At 61.0% G+C, this 20,964-nt stretch carries 17 protein-coding genes and 2 pseudogenes; 13 read left to right on the forward strand and 6 right to left on the reverse strand.

The genetic code is table 11. The features are described from left to right. Positions 1–133: 133 nt before the first annotated feature. Positions 134–1,099 (forward strand): IS481 family transposase, encoded by a 966-nt coding sequence (locus IF803_RS39925; protein WP_461195876.1) that lies wholly within the window; start codon positions 134–136, stop codon positions 1,097–1,099. Positions 1,100–1,352: 253 nt separating this feature from the next. On the opposite strand, the gene IF803_RS39930 is transcribed toward IF803_RS39925, so the two are convergent. Further along, on the reverse strand, positions 1,353–1,490 hold the full coding sequence (locus IF803_RS39930) for a hypothetical protein (RefSeq protein WP_461195877.1): 138 nt from the start codon (positions 1,488–1,490) through the stop codon (positions 1,353–1,355). Positions 1,491–2,223: 733 nt separating this feature from the next. Between IF803_RS39930 and IF803_RS39935 the strand changes: the two genes are divergently transcribed. The 3 genes and pseudogenes from IF803_RS39935 to IF803_RS39945 form a co-directional block, all read left to right on the forward strand. After that, entirely contained in the window at positions 2,224–2,709 is a 486-nt protein-coding gene (locus tag IF803_RS39935; RefSeq protein WP_461195878.1) for a cupin domain-containing protein, read from the forward strand. A gap of 29 nt (positions 2,710–2,738) precedes the next feature. After that, positions 2,739–3,806, forward strand: coding sequence for a Gfo/Idh/MocA family protein (locus IF803_RS39940; RefSeq protein ID WP_461195879.1), 1,068 nt, complete (start codon positions 2,739–2,741; stop codon positions 3,804–3,806). A 473-nt stretch (positions 3,807–4,279) separates the two neighbouring features. Next, positions 4,280–4,842, forward strand: a pseudogene (locus IF803_RS39945) (pyruvate kinase); the annotation flags it as partial. A 276-nt stretch (positions 4,843–5,118) separates the two neighbouring features. On the opposite strand, the gene IF803_RS39950 reads toward IF803_RS39945, so the two are convergent. After that, positions 5,119–6,042, reverse strand: a complete 924-nt coding sequence (locus tag IF803_RS39950) for a LysR family transcriptional regulator (protein WP_461195880.1) — start codon at positions 6,040–6,042, stop codon at positions 5,119–5,121. A gap of 129 nt (positions 6,043–6,171) precedes the next feature. Here IF803_RS39950 and IF803_RS39955 point away from each other — a divergent pair, with 129 nt between their 5' ends. The 6 genes from IF803_RS39955 to IF803_RS39980 all read left to right on the forward strand — a co-directional run bounded on the left by IF803_RS39955 (position 6,172) and on the right by IF803_RS39980 (position 12,521). Then, a complete protein-coding gene (locus IF803_RS39955) occupies positions 6,172–7,065 on the forward strand; it encodes an FAD binding domain-containing protein (protein WP_461195881.1) in 894 nt (297 codons plus the stop codon). Further along, entirely contained in the window at positions 7,062–7,556 is a 495-nt protein-coding gene (locus tag IF803_RS39960; RefSeq protein WP_461195882.1) for a (2Fe-2S)-binding protein, read from the forward strand. The genes IF803_RS39955 and IF803_RS39960 overlap by 4 nt, the downstream gene beginning before the upstream one ends. Further along, positions 7,553–9,874 carry a xanthine dehydrogenase family protein molybdopterin-binding subunit gene (locus tag IF803_RS39965; RefSeq protein ID WP_461195883.1) on the forward strand — a complete coding sequence of 774 codons (2,322 nt, stop codon included), beginning with the start codon at positions 7,553–7,555 and terminating at the stop codon, positions 9,872–9,874. The genes IF803_RS39960 and IF803_RS39965 overlap by 4 nt, the downstream gene beginning before the upstream one ends. Before the next feature lie 101 nt (positions 9,875–9,975). Then, on the forward strand, positions 9,976–11,175 hold the full coding sequence (locus IF803_RS39970; RefSeq protein WP_461195884.1) for a M24 family metallopeptidase: 1,200 nt from the start codon (positions 9,976–9,978) through the stop codon (positions 11,173–11,175). A 79-nt stretch (positions 11,176–11,254) separates the two neighbouring features. Continuing rightward, positions 11,255–12,040, forward strand: coding sequence for an SDR family NAD(P)-dependent oxidoreductase (locus tag IF803_RS39975; protein WP_461195885.1), 786 nt, complete (start codon positions 11,255–11,257; stop codon positions 12,038–12,040). Between the two features lie 13 nt (positions 12,041–12,053). Then, positions 12,054–12,521, forward strand: coding sequence for an SRPBCC family protein (locus IF803_RS39980; protein ID WP_461195886.1), 468 nt, complete (start codon positions 12,054–12,056; stop codon positions 12,519–12,521). A gap of 7 nt (positions 12,522–12,528) precedes the next feature. Here the strand turns inward: IF803_RS39980 and IF803_RS39985 are convergent, their stop codons facing one another. From IF803_RS39985 to IF803_RS40000, 4 genes and pseudogenes are all read right to left on the reverse strand, one after another. Beyond that, complete coding sequence (locus IF803_RS39985; RefSeq protein WP_461195887.1) at positions 12,529–13,518, reverse strand: nucleotide-binding domain containing protein; 990 nt, start codon at positions 13,516–13,518, stop codon at positions 12,529–12,531. Then, the gene (locus tag IF803_RS39990) at positions 13,515–14,525 is read right to left on the reverse strand and encodes a PdxA family dehydrogenase (RefSeq protein ID WP_461195888.1); all 1,011 of its coding nucleotides are present in this window, start codon (positions 14,523–14,525) and stop codon (positions 13,515–13,517) included. Before IF803_RS39990 ends, IF803_RS39985 begins: the two co-directional genes overlap by 4 nt. Then, a complete protein-coding gene (locus IF803_RS39995) occupies positions 14,522–15,931 on the reverse strand; it encodes an FAD-binding oxidoreductase (RefSeq protein WP_461195889.1) in 1,410 nt (469 codons plus the stop codon). Before IF803_RS39995 ends, IF803_RS39990 begins: the two co-directional genes overlap by 4 nt. A gap of 814 nt (positions 15,932–16,745) precedes the next feature. Continuing rightward, a pseudogene (locus IF803_RS40000) lies at positions 16,746–17,046 on the reverse strand (ATP-binding protein); the annotation flags it as partial. 793 nt (positions 17,047–17,839) lie between these two features. Between IF803_RS40000 and istA the strand changes: the two are divergent. The 3 genes from istA (at position 17,840) to IF803_RS40015 (ending at position 20,797) form a co-directional block, all read left to right on the forward strand. Next, entirely contained in the window at positions 17,840–19,378 is a 1,539-nt protein-coding gene (gene istA / locus IF803_RS40005) for an IS21 family transposase (RefSeq protein ID WP_461195890.1), read from the forward strand. Between the two features lie 13 nt (positions 19,379–19,391). Next, on the forward strand, positions 19,392–20,135 hold the full coding sequence (istB, locus tag IF803_RS40010; protein ID WP_461195891.1) for an IS21-like element helper ATPase IstB: 744 nt from the start codon (positions 19,392–19,394) through the stop codon (positions 20,133–20,135). A gap of 509 nt (positions 20,136–20,644) precedes the next feature. Beyond that, positions 20,645–20,797, forward strand: a complete 153-nt coding sequence (locus tag IF803_RS40015) for a hypothetical protein (protein ID WP_461195892.1) — start codon at positions 20,645–20,647, stop codon at positions 20,795–20,797. Positions 20,798–20,964: the final 167 nt, after the last annotated feature.

Here is a 20,964-nt window from a genome sequence, read left to right on the forward strand (position 1 = left end):
TGGCGGCCCTCTCTGCATCGCCTTCGGCGGATTACGCGTCGATGATGCAATCGAGGAAGCACTGCTTGGCGTTGTCGTGTTTAGTCCCAAGCTTTGATGGTGCATTCTTATCGCACGATTCGAAGGATGCGTTATGGGACAAGTTTTACACGGCTGCGCCACCACGACGGAGGCAATCCGTCGAGCAATACAAGATAGTCAAGAGAGCCTGAGAGCGCTCGCCAGGCGCTATGGGATCAACCAGAAGACCGTCGCGAAGTGGAAGGCGCTCGAGACCGTCGCCGACCTCCCTACAGGCCCGAAGGAAGCCAAATCGAGCGTGCTTTCCATCGAGGAGGAGGCGATCATCGTCGCTTTCCGGCGGCATACGCTATTGCCGCTCGATGATTGCCTCTATGCGCTGCAACCGACCATCCCGCATCTGACGCGATCATCCCTGCATCGCTGTCTCCAGCGCTACGGCATCAGCCGATTGCCGGAGGTCGAAGGGAGCAAGCCTCCGAAGAAAAAGTTCAAGGCTTATCCGATCGGCTATTTCCACATCGACATCGCTGAGCTCCAGACCGCTGAAGGCAAGCTCTATCTCTACGTCGCCATCGATCGCACCAGCAAGTTCGCCTTCGTGCAACTGGTCAGGAAGACGGGAAGGACCTCCGCCTCGGCCTTCCTCGAAGCTCTGATCGCGGCTGTCCCCTACAAGATCCACACGGTTCCCACCGACAATGGGATCCAGTTCACGTTCCCGCCGCGCTACGCGGACGGCGCGACGGCAAGATACGTGACACATATGTTCGATATGCGCTGCCAAGAGAACGGCATCGAACATCGGTTGACCAAGATCAAGCATCCCTGGACCAATGGCCAGGTCGAGCGCATGAACCGCACGATCAAGGAAGCGACCGTCCAACGCTACCATTACGATCGACACGACCAGCTCGAAGCACACCTTGCCGACTTCATCAGCGCCTACAACTACGCTCGGCGGCTGAAGACCCTGAAGGGCCTCACGCCCTACGAATACATCTGCAAATGCTGGACTTCCCAGCCAGAACGATTCAAACTCAATCCGCTCCAGAAAATGCCGGGACTAAACACCTAGACTAGCTAGAGACATGGCCTTTGGCTGCATGATAGAAGGAACAAGGAGCGGCTGAGTTTCCAACTAAGAACCAGGTTCAAGTGGTCCCGCTTCGCGGGTCCATTTCAGGTCCATTTAATTGAATGGTCCGCAGATCAGTGCCGGATTCGAGAAGGTGCACGGCGAATGCGTGCCGAATGCGGGGGCACGGGGTTAGAGAGACCGGACGAACGACGTGCTGTTTTGCAGGCCGCTTCTACAGCGATCTTCGTGATCAGCCGATCGTCTCGAATACCTGGAACGGCCACTCTTTAGAGCGAGTGGCTCTCCAGTAGCTGCGCAGGATCTCCAGCAGCATAGGCGAGAGCATCACGTACATGTCGCGGTTGACCCGGTCGAAAAATTTTCCCAAGTCGAGATCTACGACAATGACGTGCCCAGACGCGTCCCTTTCCACCGCCTGATGCGCCGAACGCCCCGGCCGGAAGCCGAAGCTCGTCTCGGAGAACGTCCCGTCCCGGTCTGCCTACAGCGCCTGCATCACCGCCTGCTGGATGAAGCGGTCGAGGACCAACGGGAGCCGAGCAGCCGCCGCCCGACGCCTTCGGTATCTCGACCCGCCGCACCGGCTGTGGTTTGTAGGTGCCGTCAAGCAATCGGGCCGGATCGTAGGCCAGTGCTCTTTCAGGTAGGGCCGACAGCTCGTCTACGGTCATCCTGTAGACGCCTGCCGTACCCGTGTTGCGCCTCAGTTGCGCCAACGCTTTCTTCTGATTCTCAGGCTCGACTACTGCTTCCATCGACGGTCCTGCGACGGCGGGCGCGCATCGGAATCCTGCGCTACTGCGCGGAAATGGCCGAATTTATGCGCCGATTCGTTTTTCGTGTTGTGATTTGCAGCTGCCTCTCCGTTAGAAAATGAGTCAACGAGGTCCCCCGAACGGTCGCCTTCAGGGCGATCCGCCGCCAAACAGCCTAAGTACAGAATGGAGAGGTACACTATGTCGCTTTTCAGGAGTGGAGAGCAACCACCACATTGGTGCCAACTCACGGGGTTCGAATTTGTGGAAATCACTGGGCGGCCTCGACCGATAGCGATCACTGCTAGAAAGCAGCGTCTGCTCGTCACGCGCGGAACTTGTCGGTTGACGAGCAAAAACTGGGCGCAGGTGCTCCGTGAAGGTCAGTTCTGGGACATGAATGAAGCCGACGGTCCCTTTACTGTGGACGCCGGCGACCGAACTGCGCAAATCCTCATCTTTTCTGGCAGGTGGGGTACTGAGTTGGGGTCGTGCGGCATTTTCACGCTCACTCCGAGCACCCCAGCCTGGTGTACGGGAGACCCCGTTGGTTATCCCAAGTCGACCAACTTTGACTCCCATTATCACGACAATGACGAATACTGGGTGATCATTGAAGGGGCAGGCACGGTCGTTGTCGGATCGCGCAGTTTCGAGGTCGAGGTCGGTGACTGCGTTGCCATCGGAATGGGGCACCACCACGATCTTCCTCAGGTTCGGGCCGACATAAAGGGCGCCTGGTTCGAGACCACTCTCGAAGGCAAGAAGCGACTTGGACATCTTTGGGAGCACAAGCACGGACCTGCCGACGTTCGCGCCGAGCGGGTTTGATTCAGCCTCCACCTACCTGTGAAACATTCATGACGTATAAGGTTCTGCAAATTGGAGCCGGGGGCTTCGGAGAGCGCTGGTGTGACACGTTCCTGCCGGCGAACGTGACGGACGGGACTATCGAGGTGGTCGGCCTAGTTGATATCGATATCAAAGCCCTGGAAAGAGGTCGAAGGCATCTTGGTCTGAAGACGGAGCAATGCTTCACCTCGGCACAGGAGGCCTTCCGCGCGGTGGACGCCGACTTCTGTGCAATCGTAATTCCTCCTGCTCTGCACGAGTCCATCGTCGATCTAGCCCTTGCTCGAGGCATGCATATCCTGTCAGAGAAACCGATTGCCGACACAATGGAGGCTTCCATCCGGATCGCCGACAAAGTGAAAGCGGCTGGCCGTAAAATGGGAGTGACCATGAGCGTCCGGTTTGATCAGGATAAATCGACACTGAGGCAGCTCATCAGTGAGAACGCTCTCGGCCAAGTCAACACGGTATCGTGTCGACACGCTAGTGACTGCCGCATTTACGATTCATGGAGCCGTTTTCGTCACGAAATGGCCTATCCTACCCTAATCGAGAGCGCGGTGCATCACCTCGACATCATGGCCGATCTGGCGGGGGCGCCCTGCACGTCCATTTTCGCCCGCAGTTGGAGGCCAGAATGGGCGGAGTACAAGGGCGACACAGATGTCATATTGTTGATGGACTTCGCCAACAGCGCGCATGGCGTATATGAAGGGTCTGCATCACACCCCACAGGCCTCAACGACTGGCATTTTGAATACTTTCGGGTAGAGACGGCATCCGGGACGGCTATTCTCGATCACCGCGAGCTCGAGGTATTCCATCGGGATCCGAATCGCATTTATCAAAAGAGCCGGCAGGGGAAAGGGCAGCAGGTGTCGCTGCTTCGTGGGACAAAGTGGAAAACTGCATTGTTGATCGAGCAATTCTGTCGTTGGCTCGACGGTGGCCCGCCGATGGTTACGAACATCGAGGACAACCTACAGTCTGTGGCGATGGTGTTCGCCGCCATTGAAAGTGCACGGCTCGGACAGCCTGTCAAAGTACAGGAGTTCCTCCAATCCTTTCGTGCGTGATGGCACCCAAGTTGCACCGCAGCCGGTTTGAACGGGCAAACACGAGAATCTTCCAGAGATCCTTATCATCGGCAACAAGGGAGCCTTGGAGACGGTGAAGTAACTTCGCGTGCCGACATCTGGTTCATAGAGCGGGCTACCCTTCCGGATAGGAATAAGGCGCGATTGTGTGGGCTGAACATTCATCATCAGCGCCCGTGCTCGGCACCTACCCACGAGGTGCGTCTTGGCAAGGAAGTTGCCGTCCTCAGATTTCGGTTCTTGGCCGGGCGCTGACCATCCGACCCTTCGGCGGCATACAGAGTCGGGAAAGCCCTACTTTGTATCTCGGTGGCGGCCATGCCTATCAATCCATTCCAAGCCTGAAACAGCAGGAGGTTACCCAGTTATTAGACGAGCTGTGGTATAGGAATCGTGAGTGAACTGCTCGCAATCTTCCACCGCTCGCGCGGTAAAGCGGTGGTCATTGCAATGCAACGCAAAAGCTCGAGGCGACGATCCATGCGCCGGTGCCGACACGCGCGGACGTCGCGACCGCCCTCTACGAAGGTGCGGACGCCATCATGCTCTCGGCGGAGCCGGCCGCAGGCAAATATCCGGTCGAGCCGGTCTCGACCATGACCCGCATCGGCGAGGAGGTCGAGCGCGACCCGACCTCGTGCGCGGTGGTGACTGCGCCAGCGGGCGGAGCCCGAGGCGACTGCGGGGAACGCTATCGCCGACGCTGCGCGCGTAGTCGCCGAGACGCTCGATCTGCCGGCACTGATCTGCTGGACTAGCTCAGGCTCGACCGCGATCCGGGTGTCGCGCGAGCGGCCGAAACCGCCGATCACGCCGAACATCGCGACAGGATGCAAGCTCGCGGTCATGTGGGCGGGTAGCGGAAGATGCCCGGCGACCAGCACGACATGATCTACCACGCCGGCTCGAGCGCCTTCCGACGGTTTTGTGCGCGCCGGCTAGCACGTGATCATCGTCGCCGGCGTGCCCCTCGGTATCCCCCGTCACCACCAATATGGTGCGGATTGCACGTGTAGAAGCAGCACACAGCCCGGCTCGCCAAGCCAAGGACGCTAGGCCTTGGGGCACGGTCGTTGCGCAAGACGTGCAGGCATCGATCACCAGCTCCGCATAGAAATTTTGCTTATTCGTGCCGCACTCGCGGCGACCTCCCTTGTTGGGCGATAGCATAGCTTGCTGGAGAAACGCATATGATTAAATACGATAGAGGTGTTAAAATGACAGCATATTGCCAAGATTGATTCAGGTTGTTAGAAGGCAAACTGTTTTGTCGCGGTTCGTGCAGAACGGATCAGAAATCGGCTACAGCCAAAGGTAGATGACCCTCCCGGATCGCCGCGAGACTTTCATCGCGCACGGTCGTCGTCATGCGACGCGCTGCGAGCGTCAGTGGACGCATCCGGGCAGTCGCGATCTGCCAGGCGATCGAGAGGTTCTCGATTGGCGCGGCGCAGATGCGGCGAGCCCGAACGTGGCTTTGAACGCCGCTGGATGGCAGGACGGTATAGCCGTATCCATCCTCGATCAGAGCAAACATCAGACTGCGCGTATTCACCTCGATCATGGGACTGTAGCCAAGATCGCTTCGGTTCAGCGCACGCTCGACGATGCGCCGCAGGCTGTTCGTGCGCGCCGTCGCAATTTGTGGAAGATCGGCTAGCCTTGAGGCCGGTACAGGTTGGTCCGACGACAAGTCGCCAGATGCCGGGCCCACAAGCATCAGCGCCTCCGTAAACAGGGGACTGCAGTAGAGGTCGTTGGTCAATTCCATGGTCGAAATAATGCCTACATCGGCATCGCCACAGATCACTCGCTCGCGGACCGTGGCCGTCGTACCTTCATAGAGTCGGATATTGACCCTCGGGTATGTTCGCTGGAAACACCGGAGCACATATCCAACGATCAGCGCCGTCAGCGATGGCGGGAAAGCCAGACCGATCTCACCCGACGGTTCCTCGTTATTGTCGCGGATTTCCTCCCTAATACGATCGATCTGCGAGAGCAGTGCATTGGCACGCATCCGCAAGAGCACGCCTGCCTCGGTCAATTGAACGCCGCGGGCATGCCGATCAAACAGTTCAGTGCCAAGTTCGTGCTCCAGTAGACCGATCTGTCGGCTCAGGGCTGATTGCGACACCAACGCAATATTGGCCGCACGACTGAAACTCCTGGCATCCGAAACCGCCAAGAAATATCTTAACCCCTTGATATCCATGCGAGTTTATATCGCGCTCGATCTAGCGAATATTGAGATAGGTTGCGTGAGAAGTATGCATTTGTCAAATGCCTCCTCTTCTGTCCTTTTTTGCCAAGAACAAGAATTTCGGCCCCGACGGGAGGAAGTATGTTTCCAGCACCCATTTCGGGGTATTTCAGACCCCATTCCGTGAGCGAGGCAACGCGACTTCTTGCCGGAGGTGCTGGCGAGAACGCACATATCATCGCAGGCGGCCAGAGCCTGATGCAGGCGATCAAGTCTCGGCTCGTTACGCCTAACGCCCTGATCGACCTGCAGGACGTCAAGGGACTAAGAGGCGTGGTCCTCGACAGGAACGGCCTGCGGATCGGAGCCATGACGCCCTATGCCGATATTGCTTCGGACCCGCGCATCCCGCCGGCTTTCGCCGCCCTTCGCGACGCAGCGGGCCACGTCGGCGACCGGCAGATCCGCAATCGCGGTACGATAGGTGGCTCTCTGTGTTGGAACTATGTCGCGGCCTGTCTACCGCCTACCTGTCTTGGTCTCGACGCCGTCATGGAGTTGAAGAACGCCGCCGGGTTGCAGCGCATGCTCGAGGCCCGGATTTTTCTGAAAGGTCCGCTCGAAACGGACCGCGCGCGTGACGAACTCCTGACCGCCATTCATTTCGCACCGCAGGGGCCGCGAACGGGCAGTGCATACCGCAAGTGGGGTTTGGTCACCGACGCGCTCCCCGTCGTCAATATCTGCGTCTCGCTGCGACTCGGCAACGATGGCATCTGTGCGGAAGCGCGTGTGGCGCTGGGCGCGCGTAGCGAAGGGCCGACGCGCGTGGAATCCGCGGAGTTGGCATTGCGTGGAGTGCGCAAGGAGGATGCCCGCGCCATCGACGCGGCACTGGACGCAGCCGCCGAAGCCGCGGACTACCAGTCGGATCTGTGGGCTGATGCCCAATACAAGAGAGTTCTTTTGCGCAAGATCGGGCGCGAGGCCATGACTGTTGCGTTCGCGCGGGCAAGCGGAGAGGTGGGCAAATGAAGCGAGCGATCACAATTACAGTCAACGGCCAGGAGCACGAGGAGATGGTGGAGAATCGGCTGTTGCTGGTCGATTTCCTGCGTGACGTGATCAATCTGACCGGAACCCATGTGGGCTGCTCGTTCGAGGGGGTATGCGGCGCTTGCACGGTCCACTTGGACGGCGTGCCGGTCAAATCTTGCCTTATGCTCGTTGTGCAAGCGGACGGACGATCGATTACCACCGTCGAGGGGCTCGCCAAGAATGGCGTTTTGAGTGTCCTGCAGCAGAGCTTCACCGAGCATCATGCCTTGCAATGCGGCTACTGTACGTCCGGCATACTTATGAATGCGACCGAGTTCCTGCAGTCGAATCCATCGCCGAGCGAGGACGAGATACGGGCTTCGCTAATTGGAAACATCTGCCGCTGCACGGGCTACGTGCACATCGTTGCGGCTATCAAGACCGCGGCACGGCGTTTGGCGGCAACAAGCCTCGAGGTGGCGAAATGAACGCGCACATTCGCAATGATGGCGATTGGGTTGGTGCTAGCGTCAATCGCAAGGAAGATCGCCGGTTGACCACCGGACAGGGCCAATACTTTGCAGACAAGAAAATTCCGGGCACGTTGCACCTTGTGTTCGTCCGCAGCCAGCAGGCCCATGCCCGGATCGTGTCGATCAACACCGCCGCAGCACGTGCGCTGAAGGGCGTCGTGGCCGTGGTCACGGGTGAGGAGATCCGCACGCAGATTAAGGGGTTGCCTCAGCCGGTGGTCGTGCCCTCCTTCGCGGCGAACTATCCGGCCTTCTGGCCCCTCGCCGTGGACAAGGTGAAGTTCCACGGCGAACCCGTAGCCGCCGTGATCGCCCGCGATCGCTATCTCGCAGAGGACGCGGCTGCGCTCGTTGAAATCGTTTACGACCCACTGCCAGTCGTGACCGACATGGAAGCTGCGCTTGCTGAAGGCGCCCCGATCGTCCATGACGGCTGGGCATCAAACGAGATGTTCGCTATGAACTATACAGGCGGCGGCACGCCTGAAGGCGAAGCAGCGCATGCAAGGAAGGTCGACGAGGCGCTCGCCGCAGCTGCCGTCGTCATCCGGCGGCGCTTCCGCGTCCACCGCTGCGGTGTCACCCCGCTCGAACCGCGCGGTGCGATGGCGACCTGGGACGACGACGGGCTGACGGCCTGGATCACCACGCAGCGTCCACATATTGACCGACTCGCGTTGTCTGACGTGCTCGAAATCCCTTCGGACAAAGTACGGGTGATCGCGCCGCGCGATCAGGGCGGAGCCTTTGGCGTGAAGGCTCCATTCTACCGTGAACCGATCCTGGTGTGCCACATTGCGCGTGTGCTCGGTCGACCAGTGCGATGGCTCGAAACCCGCGAGGAGCACCTGATGTCGGTCAGCCAGGAGCGCGACCAGATTCACGATATCGAGATCGGCGCGGACGCCAACGGCAGGATCGTGGCCCTGCGCGACAACGCGATCGCGGACAATGGCGACGGCTGCGAAGGCGTCTACTGGGGCTTCGTCATGCCGTTCTTCGGCGCGGCGGTGCTGACCAACGCCTACGACATTCCGCTTTGCGATATCCGCATTAAAGTCGTCTGCACCAACAAGGCCGTGCTGTCACCGGCGCGTTCCTTCGGCGCCTTTGCTGCTCGGTTTGCGCTCGACCGGGCAATCGACCTCCTGGCGCGGGAACTAAAGATCGACCCGGCTGACGTACGCCGTCGTAACCTGATCACCGAACTGCCCTATACAACAGCCACCGGTGTGCATCACGACAGTGGCGACTACGTCAAAGTGTTCGACCATCTGACCAGCCTCGTGGACCTGAAGGGTTTTCGCGCGGAGCAGGCAAGGTCACGCGCCGAAGGTCGGCACATTGGAATCGGCTTTTCCGTCGGTGCCGAACTGTCGGGCGTATCCTCTGCCGTCCTTGTGTCGATGGAGAACCAGCCCGGCTTTGGCGCGGCGACGGTGCGGGTCGACCCGCGCGGCAAAGTGCAGGTCTTTGAGGGCGACGCACCGCAAGGGCAAGGTCATGAAACGTCGATGGCCCAGGTTGTCGCACAGGAGTTCGGCATACATCCCGGGGACGTGTCGTTGACCACGGGCGATACCGGTACGACGCCCTTCGGCTCGGGCACGATCGGAGCGCGCGGCGGAAGTTACACCGTCAGCGCGGTCGCCAATGCGTGCCGGGCGCTGAAGACCAAGATGGCCACGGTGTTGCTGCATGACCTCAAGGTGGAGGGTGTGCCAAGCGACGTGAGTTTCCGCGACGGGCGCGTCTTCCTGACCGCCGACCCCACGCAAGGGAAAAACTTCGCCGCATTGGCCGAGCGGATCGTCATGGCGCCCCTGGGGCTGCCTGCTGGCATGCAAGCCGGACTGGACCAGACTGAGTTCTTCGAAGCCGACGTGCCGATGCTGACGTTCGGCGCTCATGCTGCGATCGTCGAGGTCGACCCGGAAACCGGCATATTCAAGATCCTGCGCTATGTCGCATCGGATGATTTCGGTACGGTAATTAACCCGATCGTGGTGGCCGGGCAGGTGCACGGTGGCGTGGTGCAAGGCCCTGTCTCTTATACACATCTGACGCTGCCGACGAACTATGTGTATAAGAGACAGCATACACCGCTTGGGTCGCGCGGGCTTGGCGAAGGCATCCCTGGTCCGGTGCCGGCCGCGCTCACAAACGCGGTTTGTGATGCGCTGGCACCGTTCGGGATCGAGTTGAACCGCCTCCCGCTCCGCCCCAACATGATCTGGCGACTGCTCCAGGACAAGGCCGCAAGCAGAGGCTGAAGCTGCCCTCAGCATCAAGGCACCCATCCCCGGCGCGACCACGCCCGAGGTTTAGCGAGCGCATGCCCGCATCAATCCCACGAAAACGAGGAATAAGACATATGATCGACATCGAACCCGAAAAACTGAAGCGCATCCGCGCCGAAATGGCTCGCGACAATATGGACGTTCTGGTGTGTCGCCTCGCCGAAAACGTCGTCTTCTTGAGCGGTTTCTTTTGCGTGCTAGGCTATGCTGCTGTTGTTTTCCCGCGCGAGGGCGACCCTGTCCTGATCGCGTCGAGCCGCGAGGAGGAATGGTACGGCCGGGGATGGGTGTCGGACGTGCGGACCTTCCCGATGTGGGACGCACGCGATACGACGACGCCGCAGGCAACGCATTTCAGCTCGAGCGAGCACATCAACCGATTGCTTAAGCAGATCGGCGACGAGCGCAAGTTTCCGGCCAAGCGCGTCGGCTACGAGGGTAGCTTCGAATTCATTGCGCCGCCTGTGATTGTGCCTGAGCCTGTAGTGCCGGGCGAGCCGTCGATGCGCGGACTACGAGCCGCTTTCCCGCACGCCGAATTAGTCGATGCAACGGGCACGTTGGACCGCGCACGTGCCTTCAAAACGGCGCGCGATGTGAAGATGCTGCGCCGGACGCATGAGGTGACGGCGTTGGGCCTCGAAGCCTGGAAGGCAGCATGCCTGAATCTGTCGACGGAATCCGAGGCCGCGGCGGCATTTCAGTCCGCAGTTACGGCCAAGGGCATTGGCCACGATGGCGCGATGTTCGCTATGGGTTGGCCCCAGGTCTTTTCGGGCCCCCACACCGAGCAATGGGTCTATCGCCCAAGTTCGACGCGTCGGATCCGCAAGGGAGATTTTGTGATCATCGAACTTGCAGTCTGCGTGGATGGCTACTATTCCGACCTGACCCGAACGCTCGTCGTGGGCGAACCAAATGACCGGCAAGTTCATTTGTTCGACACCACGCATCGGGCGCTCAAGGAAGGCCTCGCAATGGCCAAGCCCGGAGTAGCTGCAGCCGACATCGACCGCCACTGCAAGACCACTCTCGGCGAATATAGTAAATATGTGCTGCACCATTCTGGTCACGGACTTGGCTGGAAGTATCACGAACCGATCCCTACACTGACCGGCAGTTCGAGCGATGTGCTGGCCGAGGGCATGTACTTCGCCATTGAACCTGCCGCCTACGTTCCTGGCCTCGGCGGAGTACGCAACGAACACAACGCCGTGGTGACGAAGACGGGTGTGGAAGTCTTGTCGAACATCTTCCCGGTGTCAATCAACTGAGCCCTGCACGCCCCCCGGCCGGCGGCCCATAGTCCGCCGGCCCTATCTGTTCTGCATACATTGAAACGGGATACCCACGATGACCTCAGCCGGATCTACTTTTTTGCCGAGTTTCCGGCTTGATGGGCGCCACGCGATCGTCACGGGGGCGTCTCAGGGCCTGGGGCGGCATATTGCACTGGCGCTGGCCGAAGCCGGGGCGGATCTGGCTCTCGTCGGCCGAAGCTTGGGAAGCCTGGAGCCCGTCGCCGCAGAGGCGCGTGCGATGGGGCGACGTGCGGTGTGTGTCACGGCTGATCTGTCGCGGATCGACGAAGTGCGCAAGATGACGGCCCAGATTGCCGAAGTCCTGGGAAGGATCGATATCCTTGTGAACAATGCCGGCACCAACATCCAGCAGTTGGCCGTCGACGTGACCGAAGAGGCTTGGGACACGGTTATGAATATCAATCTCAAGGGCGCCTTCTTCACGGCGCGCGAGGTTGGCTTGAGGATGATCGCCCAAGGAGGAGGCGGCCGCATCGTCAACATCGCCTCGCAGATGGCCGTCGTGGGTTTTTATAAGCGCTCGGCCTACTGCGCGAGCAAGGCTGCGATGGCGGCCTTCACCAAGGTGCTAGCACTTGAATGGGCGGCGCAAGGTATCCGCGTGAATGCTGTTGGACCGACCTTCATCGACAGCCCGCTCGCGCGAAAAGTCTTCGAGGACAAGGAGATCCACGCGGCGGTTTTGCAGCGGCTGCCGATCGGGCGGCTCGGCAGAATGGAGGAGGTAGCCGCCGCCGTGGTCTACCTGGTTTCCGACGGGGCGGATCTGGTGACGGGACATACACTGATGGTGGACGGCGGGTGGACGGCACAGTGAGGCGCGCGTAACGATGAATATCGAGGGCTCCCATTGCGTTGCCGCCAGTCGAGAGGTCGTTTGGGCCGCACTGAACGACCCCGTCGTACTCTGCGCTTGTATCCCCGGCTGCGAAAGCATCGAAGCCCAGGGCCCGAACGAGATGACTGCAGTCGTGGTCGTAAAGGTCGGTCCGGTGAGGGCGCGCTTTACGGGTCGGGTGAAGCTGACCGGCATCGATCCACCGAACGGCTACACAATCGTAGGCGAAGGGCAGGGCGGCATAGCTGGGCACGCAAAGGGCGAAGCGCAGGTCCGCTTGGTATCAGATGCCGCGGGGACAGTGTTGACCTATGCTGTGACGTCGCAGGTCGGCGGCAAGCTGGCACAGCTGGGCCTCCGCCTGATCGAGGGTACGGCGCGCAAGCTGGCGGTCGAATTTTTTTCGAACTTCGCCGCGCGGCTCAAGCCCAAAGGCGGAAGCTCGCTGTCCGCCCGCTGACGGCTGGTCAACCCATCGCGGCACGTAACTGAACATGCATGGCGATGCGCACCAGGGCGTCCGGTCCGCCAAAATGGCCTGGCTTCGTAACGATCAGGCCTTTCGAGAGAGCGGGCAAGGCGGCACGCACAAGCGGCGCGCCTTCGATAACCGATGGCCCGACAAGGTCCAGCCGGCGCACGTCCAGAGCGCGCAGAACCACGTTGGCCGTATGGCCGCCGGTCAGAATCAGCCCGAAGGCACGATCCATCAGATGTGGCGCTAGCACCGCAGCGCATTGTCGAAAGGCGGCATCGGCATCGGCCGTTGCACCTGGGCTAGATGCGGCCGGCATGGTTTCGATGACAATGGGGCGACACGCTGACCAGGCGGAGCCGAGGCGCGCCGTCAGTCCGTGTTCATTCAGCTGCAGGACCAACGCCCCTAGACCGCGCATCGCTTCGACCTGCGGCGCGATGTTTGGCTGGTAGGAGCCGACTACGGCACAGAGCGGCACTCGATCCGTAATGCTGGCCCAGAGTAGGACCGACATTAGGCCGACGCCGCCAACCCACAGGGTTTGTCCGGTGCCCCAACAGCTCGCTATTTGCGAGGCGGCCAGATAGGGGTTTGCCTCCTCAATGAGCACCGCACCATGCGGGAGGTTCGAGGGCGCTGCGCCGCTGACGATAGCCGGTCTGGCTTCTGTGGCGGCTGCAGCGATGAGCGCCATCGGATCCCCACGCCAAAGCGAGTCGATCTTCAGGAGCACGTGATCGGCGCCCCACTCGCGCAGCCGCGCGATCCCGGCGCCGACGAGCACTTGGCTCTGCTTGCTGCCGGAGTCGCGGCTGGCAAGATCGATCCCCCAGACGTCGGCGAGTTTGGGCACACCGTCTTCTTTGGCATCGGTGACGACGCAGCGCATCCCAAGCCCGGCAGCCTCCGCTACAACTGCGTTCACGCCGGTCAGATCGTCACCCAGAACGCCAATGCGATATCGAGGAAACGCAGTCATGGTCGGTTGGTAACCAGATCGGCGGCCAGATCGGCCGCTCGCAGGAAGAGGTCCGGCCGCACAACGCCCTTCCAGGCAATGTCGAAGGCCGTGCCATGTCCGCATGTTGTACGCAGGAAAGGTGCGCCAGCGATCACAGTGACATATCCGTAGCGCTTCAGGGGAATAACGCCCTGATCGTGGTACATTGCAAGCACGGCATCGTACTTGCCTTTTTCGGCTTCATAGAAGAGCGAATCCGAGGGCCGCGCTTCCGTGAAGCGCAGACCCTCCGCTCTGAGCCCGGACATGACCGGATCGATGGTGTCGATTTCCTCGCGACCGAACAGGCCGCCGTCGCCCGCATGGCAGTTTAGGCCCGCAACGCCGATGATAGGATCGGGAATATGAAAGAGCGAGCGAAGCGTCGCGTGAGCTTGTCGCGCGATACGGTTGACGCGGTCACGCGATAGCTTGCGTAGAGCATCGGCCATCGAACAATGACCCGTCACCAGAGAGCACTTGATCTGACCGCCTATTAGCATGATATGAGCGTCTTCGGTGGTCATCCCCCAGCGTTCAAGGAACATTTCGGTCTGACCGGGATAATGGTGACCAGCGAGGTTGAGGGAGACCTTGTTGGCTGGCGCCGATACGATTGCTGACACGGCTCCCGCCCGCACGAGGTCCGCGGCCGCAAAGATCGCACGCGCGGCTGAGCGCCCGCCTTCCGGAGTTGCGGTGCCGATCTTGAGCGCATCGGGAGCGAGCCCGCCAACGTTCACGACCGGCACGGCGTTCGGTGGAAGGCCATGGGCCTCAAGCGGGTTTGTGATGACGCTGATCGGCCCACCGGCACCGGATGTTGAGAGCGCCGCTGTCATCACGTGCGCGTCTCCCAGTACAACAAATCGGTGCGTAGGCGCCGGCTGGCGGCGGAACAGATGCGCGACCAGCTCGGGGCCGACGCCCGAGGGGTCACCCATGGTCACTGCAATAAGCGCGGGCGATGTCATGTCTGCGTTCACTCCTTTCTCGTGAAGCCGAGCTTCCCAGGGTTGAGAATGCCCTTCGGGTCAACAGCGCGCTTCACCATATCAAGCAGCAAGGCCGACGATCCGAGGGAGCGGTGTACGTAGCCGGTGCGCACCAGACCAGTGCCGTGATGATGCGAGATCGCCGCCCCGGACTCCAGCGCGGCCTCCATCGCCACTCTCCAGATTTCGTGGAGCCGCGCCTCGGCGGCGGCTGCATTCGCGGCCTTCCCGATCAGGATGATGTAGAGGGAAACGCCGTCGGCGTAAGCATGGGAAAAGTGCCCGAGCACCTCGTCCGCGAGCGGCGCCATTCGCCGCTTCAACGCCGTGTAGATTTCGCTGATTCCGGACCAGCTATGCGATACTTCGATCGTCTCTGCCACTCCGCCTGGGGTATTGAGGATCCCCTCTATCGTGGAAAAGTCGAACCGGCGGTCCATCCAGGCCAACACGCCGCGCTCGCCGATCCTTGCCCCGCCGTGGCGAAGACAGATGTCGAAACACTCATTCATTTCGAGTTCCGACATCGCCCGCGAGCCGTCGGTGCCCAGGAACATCGCCGGTCGGGCGAAACTGTGGTCGACCATGGCGTGGCGCGCCTCCTCGACATCGTAAAGGCGCAGCAAAAAGGGACGCAGTTCAGCCTGCATGATATCGCGCATCGCGGCGATACCCCCATCCAGCGCATCGAATGTCAGTGTCTCGAACCGACGCGCCGGCGACAGCCGGAAGATGCGCAGGGTCACTTCGACGACAATGGCGAAACATCCTTCGGAGCCGATCAGCAGCTGGCGCAGATCGGGGCCTACCGCCATGCGCGGAACAGTGCCGGTGTCGAGAATGCGGCCGCCCGGAAGAACGGCCACGATACCGGAACAAAGCTCCTCGATCCCGCCGTACCGGCTTGAGAACTGGCCGGTCTCCCGCGTTGCGACCCATCCTCCGATTGAGGAGCGGTGCAAGGACTGGGGCGAGTTGTTCAGTGTGTAGCCATGCTCGTTCAGGTGCGCCTCGAGCCGACCCGCATTCAGTCCCGCTTGCGCCGTAACCAGAAGGTTCTCGTGGTCGATCCGGAGAATCGCGGTCATCTTGGAGAGATCGAGACTGATCCCGCCCCGGATCGGAATAGGGCCGCCCACGACGGAGGAGCCAAGGCCGCGCGCGGTGACCGGAACACCATTCGCGTCGGCCCAGTCCATGACCGCCGCGACATCAGCAGTGCTCTGCGCCATTACGACCGCGTCCGGGCGATACGGTACGCTACCCTGCTGGCGCCATTTGGTCGTAACTGGCCAGCAATCGTAGCCGTAGGCATCCAGCCTCTCCCCAGGCAGGTCGTGGATTTTGTCCGCTCCGACAGCGGCTTTGAGTTTCGAAAGTTTGGTGGCGTCGATCATTTGTGCTCCGACCCGTGCGCTTCGGGAAATCCGCCCGGACCAACCCGAACAGACCGACATGACCTACCCGCGTTGCGACTATTTGAAAAATTGATTTTTGTCCGTGAAGACATAGATTGGATCGCTATCCGAGCTGCGCGTGCCAATGTGCTCGCAGAGATCGGCAGTTTTGGAGATCGGCTGAGCTTCTGGGAAGGAAACAGCCCACGACCACCGAATGTCGACACCCCGATACTGTTCGCCGAAGCGTTCGACAAATCGCAGTGCTCGGTCCGGCCGCCACCGCGCCAAGACACAGATCGCCCGATGTCGTTGACGCCGTGCCTTCGTACGGAGGCATCGCATCTTTCTCCAACTGAAAGAGCTGCCTCGTCGTCTTGAAGAGACGCTGGCCCATGCGTGTGATGACTGCTCGCATGGCTCGGCCACGCACGAAGAGCTCAACTCCGTTGGTCAACTCCAATCGGCCGAGATTATCATCGATGACCTCCTCGACCAGGTCATATTTGCCCGGCCAGGCGTTCGAGGTTGTTGTGAACCTGGGATTGGGTTGACTGCCGAACAAAGACGACCGCATTGCGCTTCAGCACGGCGGCCGGCAGAAGAACGTGATTTCAATGAGACGCTCTCCGAGTGGCCTCAGCTGAGACGCGTGCGCCCCATGGGCGTTTCCTCCCAGACTGGGCCGAGATTGCGTTGCGATCCCGGTCCATTTTTGCCGTAGCGGGCTGATGGCGTGGTGACGATCACGCCAGGCGCTTCGGTGTCGGCTTGTGCGCGTTCTCCTCCAGGTCGGCGAGCTGCAGCTCGAGTTTGAGTCCCACTCGCCGATGCTGCGGTTGCTGGTAAGCAGGATCGCGCCTCGCTCGTAACGACGGCTAACGAGCTGGAGGAACAGATGCGCGGCATTGGGCTCAAAGGGCAGATATCCGAGCTCGTCGATGATCAAGAGCTTTGGTTTGGCAAATTGAGCGAGCCGCTCCTCGAGCCTGCCCTCGCTGTGACCTCTGGCAAGCTGTGCAACGACTGTGGTGGCTGCGACGAACTGCACTGAGTGCTCAGCCAGGATCGCTTCCCGCCCCAAGCGCGACCGCAAGGTGCGTCTTGCCAACGCCGGACGAGCACGCGACATAGTACCCAAGAACATCCGTTCGAAGTTGTCATTCAATATCGACATCATCCACGCGCCGGTAAGCGCGTCATTGCTTTGAGGTGTGTCATTCACGGAGCTCGCCTTTTCGTGATTGAACAGCCCGACAGCTCTCGCGCCTTGCTGCCGGCATGGATGACTGGAGAACTCCGCCGCGGCACTGCCGACAGTTGAAGTTCCTCGGCTCCCCTTGGATTCGTTGCGCGAACTTCGCGGCCTCGTTGATGCACAGCGCGTATCGTCGTCACCGTCGTCTAGAACGAGTTGGACGGTTGGAGGTGATGTGGAAGAACGATGGCGACAGCTCGATCTGCTGGCGGTCACGGCAGCACGGTCCAGCACTAGCGGCTCGATCCGCTGATTCGCATGGAAGTCACGAGTCTGTTCAAACTTCTTCTCGACGAATGCAACACCGCCCGCGCAAAGGTGCAGGAGGCGGACGATGAATAAGATAACGCCTAATCATTTGTTACGCAGCGCCTATGTCTATGTGCGGCAATCGAGCCCGGACCAACTCGTTGCGCGTTCCAGACGATCGTGATCACCAATTCCAGGCCACCGTGATCACTCATTCCAGAGCATCGTGATCACCGTTTCCAGGGGATCGTGATCACCGTTTCCAGGGGATCGTGATCACCAATTCCAGGGGATCGTGATCGCTTTTTCCAGCGGATCGTGATCGGGGACAGCGAGCCGGACGCTACTGACAGTCTGCAACCCAGGTAGCTTGGTCTTTTGCCCGAGAGCAGAGGATCCAGATGCCGACAGAGAGACTGTCCATGCGCCACATTCGCGAAGTTTTACGCCTGCACCACAGCGTCGGCATGTCGCAGCGCGCGGTTGCCCGCAGCCTCGGCCTTGCCCAGGGCACGGTCAACAAGTACCTCAACTTGGCGCGCCGGGCCGGCCTGACCTGGCCGTTGCCGCCGGAGCTCAATGATGATGTCCGGCTCGAGACCCGCCTGTTTCCTCCGCCGTCCGATCTACCGAGCGATGAGCGACCGCAGCCGGATTGGGCGCTCGTTCATCGCGAGTTGCGGCGGAGGAACGTCACGTTGATGCTGTTGTGGGAAGAGTATTGCGACTCCAAGTCCGACAGTTTCAGCTATTCGTGGTTCTGCGAACGTTACAGGGAATGGGCTGGCCGCCTCAAGCCGACCTTGCGCCAGGTCCATGTCGCCGGCGAGAAGCTGTTCGTCGACTACTCCGGCCACACGCTTGAGGTGGTCGATGGGCTCACCGGCGAGGTGCGCACGGCGCAGATCTTCGTCGCCGTGCTCGGTGCTTCCAACTACACATACGCCGAAGCCAGCCTTAGCCAGAGCCTGCCGGACTGGATCGGCTCCCACGTCCGGGCCTTTTGCTTTTTCGGCGGCGTGGCCCGGCAGACGGTGAGCGACAATCTGAAGGCCGGCATCATTCGGGCCTGCTTTCACGAGCCGATGGTCAACCGGACCTATGCCGATCTTGCCCGCCATTACCGCACGGCCATCGTTCCGGCACGGCCGTATCGGCCGCGCGACAAAGCCAAGGTCGAAGTCGGCGTCCAAATCGTCGGGCGATGGATTCTGGCGCGCCTGCGCAACCGCCGTTTCTTCTCGCTCGCCGCGCTCAACGAGGCGATCCACGCACTGCTCGTCGATCTCAACAACCGGCCGTTGCGGAGTTGGGGACGAAGCCGGCGCGAGCTGTTCGAGGAGCTCGACCGACCAGCGCTGACCCCGTTGCCCGACGAACCCTACGAGTACGCTGAGTGGAAGCGCTGTCGGGTCAACCTCGATTATCATGTCGAGATTGCCAAGCATTACTACAGCGTGCCTCACAACCTCGTGCATGAGGAGGTCGAGGCACGGATCACCCTAAAAACCGTCGAGATTTTCCTGCGCGGCAAGCGCGTCGCTTCCCATCTGCGCAGCACTCTGCCGCATCGCCCGACGACGATCCATGAGCATATGCCAAGCTCACATCGCCGCTACCGCGACTGGACCCATGAGCGCATCCGCTCCGAAGCCGCCAAGGTCGGGCCCGACGCCGAGACCCTGATCGACGTCATCCTCCGATCGCGGCCGCATCCGGAACAGGGCTTCCGCTCGGCCATCGGCATCCTCGGGCTGGTCAAGCGCTACAGCGCGGAACGTGTCGACGCCGCCTGCGCCCGTGCGCTGCTGCTCAATGCCCGCTCCTACAAATCGGTCGCCGCCATCCTCAAGAACGCCACCGATAAAGCCGCTCCTCCCGCCCAGGAGGCGCCCGTCCTCTTCCACGCCAACATCCGCGGCCGCAGCTACTACAACTAATCAGGAGATCATTGTGCTCATTCATCCGACCGTCGAACGCCTGCGCGCGCTCGGCCTCACTGCCATGGCCGATACCCTCATCGAGCTGCAGAACAATCCGGAGGCCGCCGAGATGCCGCATCCCGATTGGCTCGGTCTCCTCGTCGACCGCGAGGTCACCGCCCGCGACAACCGCCGTCTCGTACGGCGCTTGAGCAGTGCCAGGCTCCGGCAGGCCGCCAGCATCGAGAATGTCGACTATCGCACCGCTCGCGGTCTCGACCGTTCGCTCTTTCAGAGCCTCGCCAGCTGCCAATGGATCCGCGAGCACAACCATCTCGTCATCGTCGGTCCGACCGGCACCGGCAAGTCCTGGCTGGCTTGTGCGCTCGGCAACAGGGCCTGCCGCGATGGCTTCTCGGTCCTCTACAAGCGCGTGCCCCGCTTGTTCGCTGATCTCGCCCAGGCGCGCGGCGAAGGTCGTCTCGCCCGCCTGATCGCGGCGCTGGAGCGCGTCAATCTACTCATCCTGGACGACTGGGGACCCGAAGCGCTCACTGCCGACCAGCGCCGTGATCTACTCGAGATCGTCGATGATCGCTACGACAAGGGATCATTGTTGATCACAAGTCAGGTCCCCGTGGCGCAATGGCATGACGTGATTGCCGATCCCACACTCGGCGACGCCATACTGGACCGCATCATTCACAACGCCCACCGCATCGAGCTCAAGGGTGACAGCCTGCGACGTCGGGCCGACGATAGGACAACAGCGTGACCACCGCGCGCCCGATCGCTCCACCGGCCCACAGGTCCCTCCCGCGCGCGCCGCTGCGTCGCTCGTGGGGGCCACTCCGCGCCGCGCGCGGGGCCCTCCCATGGACCGCCGCACCGATCTCCAAACCCTCCCGCCCGTCTTGACCAGGAAGACCATTTCCAGCACACATAAACACGTCAGTCGTGTTCGCCTCCGCAAGTGATCACCATCGTCTGGAATCCGTGATCACGATCGCCTGCAATCGCTGATCACCATCCCTGGAATACGCACTCGTCAATAATCTTGAGAGCCGTCGGCGTCAGTACGCGCTCGCAACTCGCGCACGGCTGCTTGGCAGGGAAAACATCATCGTCATCGACGATGACCTTTCGCTCGGGGGGGGCGGCACAGCGCGTCGCGGCTTTGAGCGCTTACTAACCGCGATCTGCACCGGAAGCGCCGGCGCTGCGCTGGCCATTGAGGCTTCCCGCCCAACGGCCGCGACTGGCACACTGGAGTTCTGCACGCTGGTGAACAGCCTGATCATTGACGAGGACGGCGTTCACGATCCAAAGCTCACCAATGACCGGCTGCTGCTAGGTATGAAGGGGACGTTCAGCGAGCTCGAACTATACCGCAAGCGCCTGACGCCGGCCTTCCCAGTCGACGCCGATCGCGATTAGCACCAGCCTGGCTGGAGAGATGAATTTGTTCAAACGGCGCTGCAGGACGTCGAGTGCCGGGCTTGCCACGGAAAACTTCCAGCGTGTTACTGTGTGTGCCTTGCCAAGGCGCACTGTTCTCCCTGGTGAAAATCCAGGCCGGCAAACTCTCGCTCCAGCCGGAAGTA

It is taken from the genome of Bradyrhizobium sp. UFLA06-06, assembly GCF_054820065.1.